We start from the raw sequence: 8,615 nt of genomic DNA, 5'->3' as shown, positions 1-8,615 counted from the left end.
GGAGACGTCCGGGTGTTTCCCGACGAGGTCCTGGGCGAGGTCGGAGCCGGCTGGCAAGTGATGCGTGAGGCGCTGGCCTTCGAGCGGGTGGGGATCGCCCGGTATGCGCGCTGCGAATCGCTACTCGACCGGATGCAGGCCGAGCTCGGCGACGAGTGGGACCAATTGCCCGAGTCCATCCGCACCCGCTGGGTGCGGTCGCTGGTCGACTTGCGAGTGGCCCGGCTGCTGGCCTACCGGGCGGTGTCGCTGCAGGACGATCCGTCGGCGGGCGCGGCTGCCAGCGCCTCACGCATCACTTGCCAGCCGGCTCCGACCTCGCCCAGGACCTCGTCGGGAAACACCCGGACGTCGTCGAGGAAAACCTCGTTGAGGTGGTGCGGCCCGAGCATCGACCGGATCGGGCGCACCGTGATGCCGGGCCGGTCCATCGGTAGAAGGAACAGGGTCAGCCGTTGGGGTTTCGGGGCATCGGGGTCGGTGCAGGCCGCCAGCACGCACCACGACGCCATCTGCGCGTAGGACGTCCACACTTTCTGGCCGGTGATGCGCCAGCCGTCGGCGTCGGCTACGGCGTGGGTACGCAGCGACGCAAGATCGGTTCCGGCTTCCGGTTCGGAAAAGCCTTGGCACCAGATCACTTCCCCGGCAGCGATTGCGGACAGATGACGGGCTTTCTGCTCGGGGGTCCCGTAACGCATCACTGCAGGGCCGACCCAGTTGATACCCATGTATTGCGCACCACGGGGTTCGTGGTGCGCCCACATTTCCTCGCGAAGTACGGTCTGCTGCCAGACCGAACCGCCGCCGCCACCATGTTCTTTCGGCCAGGCCAATGCCAGCAGCCCACTGGAAGCCAGCAGCTTGCAGAACGACTCGGTAGTCGCCAGATCGCGGGGATCGTCGGTGCAGGCTCCCAGGAAGCCGTCGGGGATATGCGCCGAAATTAGTTCCCGCAAGCGCTGTCTGAGGTCGGCGGCGCCCGCGCCAAGATCGTAATCCATCCTCATCCCTTCGGCAGCCCGAGCAGCCGCTCGGCGATGATGTTGCGCTGGACTTCGGATGTCCCGCCATAAATGGTGGCGGCCAAAGCGTCCTGGCGTTCGAACAGCAGGTCGGGATCTCCGATCGACTCCGGTCCGCGTGCGGCGGCGCTCAATTCCCAAACACGTTGTAAAGTCACCGATCCGAGCAGTTTGAGGATGTCGGCTTCCGGGGACGCCCGGTTGGCCAGTTCATTGTGCAGCGCCCGGTATCCGGTGGCGCGCAGCGCCTCGGCGTCGGCGAGTAATGAGCCGAGTTCGCTGAAGATCTCGTCGCCTTCTTGCGCGAGCGTGCGCAGTTGTACGGTGTTTCCCGGCGTGTCGGCGTACAAACACGCACGCTCGGCACGGGTGGCGGCGCGGATGGACTCCAGGCCGCGTTGGATCTCGACCCAGTTCATGATCCAAATCATCTGTCGCTCATGCTGAAGCGACGCCAATGCGACCTGCCAGCCGCCGTCAGGCGGGCCCAATAGGTTGGCCGCTGGCACTTCGACATCGTCGAGAAAGACCTCGCAGAACGTCTCGTCGGAGATCGACGCCATGCGGATGGGCTCGATTCGTACGCCGGGCGAGTGCAGATCCAGGATCAGGCAGGAGATCCCGCGATGCTTGGGCGCAGCCGGGTCGGTGCGCGCGTAGAGCGTGCACCATCGCGACAAGTGCGCCTGGGTGGTCCAAATTTTGTGACCGTTGACCCGGAAGACGTCGCCGACGCGTTCGGCGCGGGTGCGCAGGCCGGCGAAGTCGGATCCTGCTTCCGGCTCGGACATGCCCAGCGCCCACCACTCGTCGCCGCGCAGCAGCGGTACCAGCAGCCGGTCGACCTGCTCGGGGGTGCCGAACTGGCGGATCGCCGGTGCGGCGACGTTGGGTCCGGCGATGTTGGGCAGCTTGGGTGCTGAGCGCATCGCGGCCTCGAGCCGGATTTCCATCGCGTCGCGCAAGCCCAGCGAGCGTCCGCCATGCTCGCGCGGCCAGGTTGGCTGTAACCAGCCGGCCTCGAACGCGGCTCGTTGATAGGCGCGGCGCAGCGTCACATCCCAGCGGTACTCGCGATAGCGCTCGGTGTAGTCGTCCGGCAGGAAATCAGTGAGCCAGCAGGTGAATTCGGCGACGACATCGCTGGGCGCCGTCATGCGGCGTCTCCGGCGAAGTTGCGGCCGACGGCGTGGTAGAGCGCACGGGAGTCGCCCAGTAGCGTGGCGCCCTGCCACGCGTGTCGCAGATACAAATGGATGTCGTGCTCCCAGGTCTGCGCGATCGCGCCGTGCACCTGAACCGCGGTCCGCGAGCAGTTGACTGCAGCGTCACCGGCGGCCGCTTTGGCCAGCGCCGCAGCGGTCCAGCCGGCGGCCGGCGTGACGGCGGGATCGTCGAGACGGACAGCCGCGGCATAGGTGAGGCTGCGTGCCCGTTCCAAGCTGACGTAGTTGTCCGCCAGCGCATGCTTGACGCCCTGGAAGGCACCGATCGGCTTACCGAATTGCGACCGGGTCTTGGCATGCTCGACGGATCGGGCCAGCACGGCGCCGGCCACGCCGACCAAGTCGGCGGCGGCGGCCAGCAACGGCAGCGCCAGTGCCGATTCGATGTCGACGGGGCCGACGGCCAGCGGCGTCGTGTCGATTTCGACATCGGCCACCGGCTGGGCGGCATTGATGCACTCGAGCGGTTCCACCGTGACGCCAACGCCGGTGCGTGCGACTGCGGCGACGACTCCCTCTGCTGAGGTGGCCAAGGTGACGACCAGTTCCGCGCGGGACAGCTCGGGGACGGCGACCGCCCGGCCCTGCAACCGACCCTGCTGCAAGGTCATCGGCACGCCGGGCAGCCGCTTCCCGGACGGATGAATGGCCAGCGCGGCGACGATGCCGTCGCCGATGTCACGCAGCACGTCGTCAACTGCCGAGCCGGCGGCACGCAACACCCCGGCGGCGAGGCCGACGCTGGACAGCAACGGAATCGGTGCGATGGCCGCCCCGCACTCCTCCAGCACCACGGCCAAGTCGAGACTGCTGTAGTCGCCGGTGTCCGACGCGGTCAGTTCCGGCCAACCCAGATCGACGACGGTTTTCCACGGAGTGCGCCAGCGTTCTGGGTCCGTCATCGCCTGACGAGCGGTACCGGTGGGGCACTCGGTCTGCAGGACGTCGCGCACGGTGTCGCGCAGCGCTAGCTGCCCGGGATTCAGCCCGACCTCCATGATGCCTAACATAGCAAAGATAGCAAACTAGCTGAATACCGTTGCCCGTACGACGGGGAACCGATGGCCGTATGGTGGTCAGCCATGGCCGAGTGGTTTTTGTTCCTGCCGCAACTGCGGTTGCCGATCGCCGACATTGCGGATCGCGCCCGCCACGCCGAGGCGAGCGGGTTCGACGGCATCGCGTTCATCGACCATCTCGAGGCGCCCGGCCTTCCCGGCGAAAGCATCTGGGAGGCAATGACTGTCGCAACTTGGGTAGCTGCCGCAACTGAGCGCTTGCGGATCGGCCACCTCGTACTCTGCGACGCCTTCCGGCATCCGGCGGTGCTGGCCAAACAAGCCGTTACGCTCTCGGCGGCCTCGAACGGCAGATTCGAGCTCGGCCTCGGCTCGGGGTCGTGGCCCGCCGAATTCGCCAGGTTTGATGTCGGCCAGCAAGATCCGGTTGCCCGGGTCGAACAACTCGGACGCCACCTCGAGTTGATCACGCAGTACTGGGGGCGTGGCGAAGACCCGGACCGAAGTCAACAGCCACGGCCTGAATATCCCATCCCGTTGGTTCTCGGCGGCACGGGGCGGCGGACGATGAAACTCGTTCGCCAATACGCGGATTGGTGGAATGTTCCCGCCAACCACATCGATCGGCTGCCGCAATTGGCGCCCGACGCGTCGCCGGCCCGGATATCGGTGCAACAGATGGTGGGTTTCGTGCGCCAGGGCGCCGACCCGGCCGCGGTGCGCGACGTGAGCACTCGGCGGTTCGGCTACCTGGGCTCGGGCCTAATCTGCGGTGACGCCGGCGAGCTGGTCGGGCATTTCACCGGCCTGACCGCGCTGGGCGTCGAGCGTTTCTACGTCTGGTTCGCCGACTTCGCCGCGCCCGAATCGCTGCACGAATTCGGCGAATCGGTGATCAGGGGTTTCTAGCTTGCCCGCCATCAATGGCCCGCGCGGCGGCGAGCCTCGGTAGGCACCACCGGCTCGCGGGCGAACGGACCCCGGCGTACGGCGTGCAACCGAATCTCCGGTAGATCCACCGACGGGTCCACGGTGTCCAGCCAGGCCACAGCCTCGGCGACATCGGCGACCTGGATGGCGTACATCTCAAACGGAACATCCTGCAGCATCTCGGTTTCCACCGGTCCCGGCGTCACGAGATGAACACAGATGCCGTCGCGGTCGACTTCGAGCGCCAGCGCCCGGGCGAACGCGTTCATCCCGGCTTTGGATGCCGAGTAGGCGGTCCGGGCCATCATCGGCTCGTGTGCGGCGGACGAGGAGATGAACACCAGCCGCGAACCGGCCCGCATCCGCGGCAGGACAGCGGCGGTCACCACGAAACAGGAGTCCAGGTTGGCCGACATGATCGCTCGCCACTGCTCGAATGTCTGCTTGCGCGTGTAGGTGCCGCCGAGCGTTCCGGCGGCGTGCACCACCAGATCAATCTTGTCTAGCGCGGCTATCGCCTGTTCGAACCCAACGGGATCGGCGGCGTCGGCAGCGATGTAACGCGCTCCGAGCTCATCGGCGGCGGCCCGCAACGGGCCTTCGCGTCGCGCGGTGAGCACCACGTCGTAGCCACGCTCGGATAGCTTGCGAGCGCAGGCTTTGCCGATCCCGCCGCTACCGCCGGTGACCAACGCGGTGCGCATGGGCGTCTCAGAGATGGCGAGCCTCCCGCGGCCGGGACAGGGCCTGCGGTGACAACGCATAGATCCGGTGATCGTCGCGGCCGGTCAGCACATAAGTCTGGGTGTCGGCGACGTGCCGGGCGGCGATCCGACGGGCTCTGTCGACATCGCCCGCTTCGATCGAATCGGTCAGTTTGACGTGCGTGTTGAGCACGGCCCGCCGCTTGGCCAGCGACGGATAAGTGCCCTTGGCTGTGCTCTCCTCGGCCCACTGCTGCTCGTGGCTGCTCCACAACGTCTCCAAGCTGCCGACCACCGCGAGCATGGTGTGGTTTCCGCAGCCGCGAACGAGAAGGTTGTGAAACTGGCGGCCGATTTCGGTGAATTGCCCGCCGTCGTCGAGGTGGGTGGCCATTGCGTCGTTGACCTTCTTGAGCTCGGGCACCACGGTGTCGGCGCGGTCAGGCCGTTGGGCGGCCAGCGCCGCGCAGACCGGCTCGAGCTCACGTAGCGCCGCGCCCAGGTCGGCGAGACCGACGTTCTCGCTTTGCAGCAATAGCCCGAGCATGTAGGCGGCGCTGGTTTTCGCCGGTGCGTGCACGACGGCACCGCCCCGATTGCCGCGGCGCACCGACACCAACCCCTCGGTCTCCAGAATCCGCAGCGCCTCACGCAGCGAGACCAAGCTGACGTTGAACTGCTCGACGAGCACCTCCTGCCGCGGCAGCAGGTCACCGTCGGCCAATTCACCGTCGATGATCTGGCGTCGCAACTCGTCGGCGACGATCTCGGCGATCCTCGGCGCCGACAACCGGCGTCGGGCCTCAGGGCCAATTCCGAGAGCTGTCATATGATTCCAGCAGCGAATGATCGGACGAAGCGCACGGCCGCCAACCCGCGAACTCCATTAGATGCAATCTTAGCAGTAATGGCACAATAGCCAGGTGGACGAGACGCCGGACCGTCGTCCGACACCGTTGGCCGACCTGCGCGTCGTCGAAATCAGCGATCGGATTGCCGGCAGTTATTCCGGGAAGCTGTTGATCGACGCTGGCGCGGATGTCCGCAAACTCGAGGCGCCCCAGGGGGATCCGAGCCGGTGGTTCAGTGCCAGCCGTTCGCCGGTTCCGGACGGGACCGACGCACCGTTGTTCAGCTATCTCAATGCGGGCAAGCGCAGTGTGATGCTGTCGCCGGGCGACAGCCGAATCCACGCCGAGCTCGCCGGCGCCGACATCGCGGTGCTGGCGGCCACCCGATCGCAGGCGAACGAGCTGGGCATCGACCCGCAAGGTTTGCTGACCGAGTGCCCGCACCTCGTAATCGTCACCATCACCGACTTCGGATGGAGCGGTCCGTACGCCGAACGCGCCGCCAGCGAGTTCACTCTGCAGGCCTGGGCCGGCTCACCCGGTTTCCGCGGTGATCCGGCCGGGCCGCCGATCGCGATCGGCGGTGACGTGGGGGAGTACATGGGCGGGGTGTTCGCCGCGTTCGGCGCCCTGGCGGTACGCCGCCGGGTCGAGCGCGGCGGACCCGGTGAGCACCTTGACCTTTCGATGCTCGAAGCGATGACGCTGATGCAAAGCGGCGAATGGCTGCACTCGCAGCTGCTGCAGGTGCCGCCGGTGACGCGCACCGTGGAGGTACCGTCGATCGAACCCGCCAAGGACGGCTACGTGGGCATCACCATGGTCACCGGCCAGCAGTGGCTCGACTTCGCTGCGATGGTGGACTGCCCGGAGCTGACCGAAATCCCGCAGCTGCGGTTCCAGATCGGCCGGTGGGAATACCGCGATCTGATCCGCGAACGAATTGGTCCGTGGTTCGCCGAGCGCAGCGTCGACGAGATCGTCGAGCTCGGCCAGCTATTCCGGCTACCGATCGCCGCCTTAGGCAACGGCTCCACCATCCGCGACTCGGCCTACGTGACCGAGCGCGGAGTGTTCGTGCGCAACCCGGCCGGGTTTCACCAGCCTCGCCCGCCGTGGCTGATGTCGCGGTGCCAGCCGGCACCGGTGCGCCACGCACCCGAGCTCGGCGAGGCGAACGACCAATCACCTTGGCCCAAGCGTGAGCCGGGACCGCGTCGGGCGGATCACCGGCTGCCGCTCGAGGGCGTCCGGGTGGTTGACCTGACCGCGTTTTGGGCTGGGCCCGCCGCGACGCATCTGCTGGCCGCCTTCGGCGCCGACGTCGTCAAAATCGAGTCGATCCAGCGTCCGGACGGCATCCGGTACTCGGGCGGGATGCGCACCGACGTCGAGGACTGGTGGGAGTACGGCTGGGTGTTTCACGCGATGAACACCAACAAGCGCTCGGTGACCCTCGATCTCGAGTCGGACGAGGGTCGTCGCCTGTTCACCACGCTGGTGGCGGATGCCGACGTCGTCATCGAGAACTTCTCGCCGCGGGTGATGGACCACTTCGGTCTTACCGCAGAGGCGCTGCTGGCCGTCAACCCGAAGCTGGTGGTTGCCCGGATGCCGGCCTTCGGACTTGACGGACCATGGCGCGACCGGGTGGGTTTTGCGCCCACGATGGAGCAGATCGGCGGCTTGGCCTGGGTGACCGGGCTGCCCGACGGCCCGCCGGTTCCGCCGCGCGGCGCCTGCGATCCGCTGGCCGGTGTTCACGCCGCCTTCGCCGTGCTGGCAGCTCTGGCATTCGCCGAACGCACCGGGGTCGGCCAGCTCGTCGAGCTGCCGATGGTCGAAACAGTCTTAAATGCCACCGCAATTCAGCCGATCGAAGCCGAGGCGTTCGGCGTGACACTGAGCCGCCAGGGCAACCGCGGGCACAGCTGGGCCATCCAAAACCTCTACCGCTGTCTCGGGGACGACGACTGGATTGCGGTCACCGTGAGCACTGATAGGCAGTGGCGGGCGCTCGTCGAGTTGATGGGCCGACCGGCCTGGTGTGACGACGCTGGCCTGGCCACCGTCGGCGACCGCCGGGAACGGAGCGACGAGGTCGATCGTCGGCTGGCCGACTGGTTCGCCGATCAGGAATTGCGCTCTGCAGTAGGACAATTGGCGGGTGCCGGCATTCCGGCGGCGCCGGTCGTGTCGCCCTCGTTGGTGACCGAGAATCCGCAACTGATCGAGCGGGGGTTCTTCGAGGCGTTGGAGCACCCGCGCACTGGTACCGGCTGGTATCCGCGCCCGCCTTTCGCGCCGCTGGCCGGGCACGAGCGGTGGCTGTTGAGCGCTCCGCCGACGCTGGGCGAGCACAACGAAGAAATCTTGCGTGACCGGTGCGGCGCCGCCGACGCCGACCTCGCCCGTCTGAGCGCCGCCGAAGTGATCGGCACGAGGCCCAAGGGATTATGAGGTGGGCGAGTTGAACGTTGGTTTGGCCGTCAACATCACCGGGATGCGCAGCGTTTTGCCGCCCGCGACCGGGACCCGGATGCCGAAGTACACGACGTGCACGTCGAGGTTCAGTTCCAGCCGCATCTCCCGCAAGGGCTGGGTCTGGATTCCCAGGTTCATGTCCCGCAAGCGCGCCAGTCCGCGTCCGGCGGACCCGTCCGGAACCCCCGGTTTTGGATTCGTCGGTTTGTCCTTCTTCGCGATTGGCGTTGTCATGCCGCAACTCTACTCTTTAGGAAAGCTACAGAACCGTGCAAACCGTCGTGAGCAGGGGTTATGCACCTCTCCTGCCGTTGACTGTGGGTTCTGCCAATACCCTGATGTCGGTGAACCGAGCGACGGACCCAGACTAGGAGCA

At 66.9% G+C, this 8,615-nt stretch carries 7 protein-coding genes and 2 pseudogenes; 3 read left to right on the top strand and 6 right to left on the bottom strand.

Annotated elements, in window-relative coordinates; translation table 11 throughout:
* Positions 1 to 60: 60 nt before the first annotated feature.
* A pseudogene (locus tag A5707_RS24910) lies at positions 61 to 234 on the top strand (acyl-CoA dehydrogenase); the annotation flags it as partial.
* 44 nt (positions 235 to 278) lie between these two features.
* On the opposite strand, the pseudogene A5707_RS07400 reads toward A5707_RS24910, so the two are convergent.
* From A5707_RS07400 to A5707_RS07390, 3 genes and pseudogenes are all read right to left on the bottom strand, one after another.
* Positions 279 to 1,004 (bottom strand): annotated as a pseudogene (locus A5707_RS07400) (acyl-CoA dehydrogenase family protein); the annotation flags it as partial.
* A 2-nt stretch (positions 1,005 to 1,006) separates the two neighbouring features.
* The gene (locus A5707_RS07395) at positions 1,007 to 2,182 is read right to left on the bottom strand and encodes an acyl-CoA dehydrogenase family protein (RefSeq protein WP_065013858.1); all 1,176 of its coding nucleotides are present in this window, start codon (positions 2,180 to 2,182) and stop codon (positions 1,007 to 1,009) included.
* Positions 2,179 to 3,249 carry an acyl-CoA dehydrogenase family protein gene (locus tag A5707_RS07390; protein WP_065013862.1) on the bottom strand — a complete coding sequence of 357 codons (1,071 nt, stop codon included), beginning with the start codon at positions 3,247 to 3,249 and terminating at the stop codon, positions 2,179 to 2,181. The genes A5707_RS07395 and A5707_RS07390 overlap by 4 nt, the downstream gene beginning before the upstream one ends.
* Before the next feature lie 84 nt (positions 3,250 to 3,333).
* On the opposite strand from A5707_RS07390, the gene A5707_RS07385 reads away from it, so the two are divergent.
* Positions 3,334 to 4,179: an LLM class flavin-dependent oxidoreductase gene (locus A5707_RS07385; RefSeq protein ID WP_065013857.1), complete on the top strand. Its 846-nt coding sequence runs from the start codon at positions 3,334 to 3,336 to the stop codon at positions 4,177 to 4,179.
* 11 nt (positions 4,180 to 4,190) lie between these two features.
* Here A5707_RS07385 and A5707_RS07380 read toward each other — a convergent pair whose 3' ends face one another.
* Positions 4,191 to 4,904, bottom strand: coding sequence for an SDR family oxidoreductase (locus A5707_RS07380; RefSeq protein ID WP_065013856.1), 714 nt, complete (start codon positions 4,902 to 4,904; stop codon positions 4,191 to 4,193).
* Between the two features lie 7 nt (positions 4,905 to 4,911).
* The gene (locus A5707_RS07375; RefSeq protein ID WP_065013855.1) at positions 4,912 to 5,733 is read right to left on the bottom strand and encodes a FadR/GntR family transcriptional regulator; all 822 of its coding nucleotides are present in this window, start codon (positions 5,731 to 5,733) and stop codon (positions 4,912 to 4,914) included.
* A gap of 94 nt (positions 5,734 to 5,827) precedes the next feature.
* On the opposite strand from A5707_RS07375, the gene A5707_RS07370 reads away from it, so the two are divergent.
* Positions 5,828 to 8,215, top strand: coding sequence for a CaiB/BaiF CoA-transferase family protein (locus A5707_RS07370; protein ID WP_065013854.1), 2,388 nt, complete (start codon positions 5,828 to 5,830; stop codon positions 8,213 to 8,215).
* Here A5707_RS07370 and A5707_RS07365 read toward each other — a convergent pair.
* Complete coding sequence (locus A5707_RS07365; protein WP_082969316.1) at positions 8,210 to 8,473, bottom strand: hypothetical protein; 264 nt, start codon at positions 8,471 to 8,473, stop codon at positions 8,210 to 8,212. The genes A5707_RS07370 and A5707_RS07365 overlap by 6 nt on opposite strands.
* Between the last annotated feature and the right edge of the window lie 142 nt (positions 8,474 to 8,615).

The sequence above is a fragment of the Mycobacterium kyorinense genome (assembly GCF_001672775.1).
GTDB lineage: Bacteria > Actinomycetota > Actinomycetes > Mycobacteriales > Mycobacteriaceae > Mycobacterium > Mycobacterium kyorinense_A.
Note: the sequence above shows the minus strand (reverse complement) of the source record. Positions and strands in the feature narration are given on the sequence as shown.

Bases quoted from the DNA above. Each gene is read 5' to 3' on its own strand.
- A5707_RS07375 (WP_065013855.1), bottom strand. From the start codon at position 5,733: ATGACAGCTCTCGGAATTGGCCCTGAGGCCCGACGCCGGTTGTCGGCG.
- A5707_RS07380 (WP_065013856.1), bottom strand. From the start codon at position 4,904: ATGCGCACCGCGTTGGTCACCGGCGGTAGCGGCGGGATCGGCAAAGCC.
- A5707_RS07385 (WP_065013857.1), top strand. From the start codon at position 3,334: ATGGCCGAGTGGTTTTTGTTCCTGCCGCAACTGCGGTTGCCGATCGCC.
- A5707_RS07395 (WP_065013858.1), bottom strand. From the start codon at position 2,182: ATGACGGCGCCCAGCGATGTCGTCGCCGAATTCACCTGCTGGCTCACT.
- A5707_RS07390 (WP_065013862.1), bottom strand. From the start codon at position 3,249: ATGGAGGTCGGGCTGAATCCCGGGCAGCTAGCGCTGCGCGACACCGTG.
- A5707_RS07365 (WP_082969316.1), bottom strand. From the start codon at position 8,473: ATGACAACGCCAATCGCGAAGAAGGACAAACCGACGAATCCAAAACCG.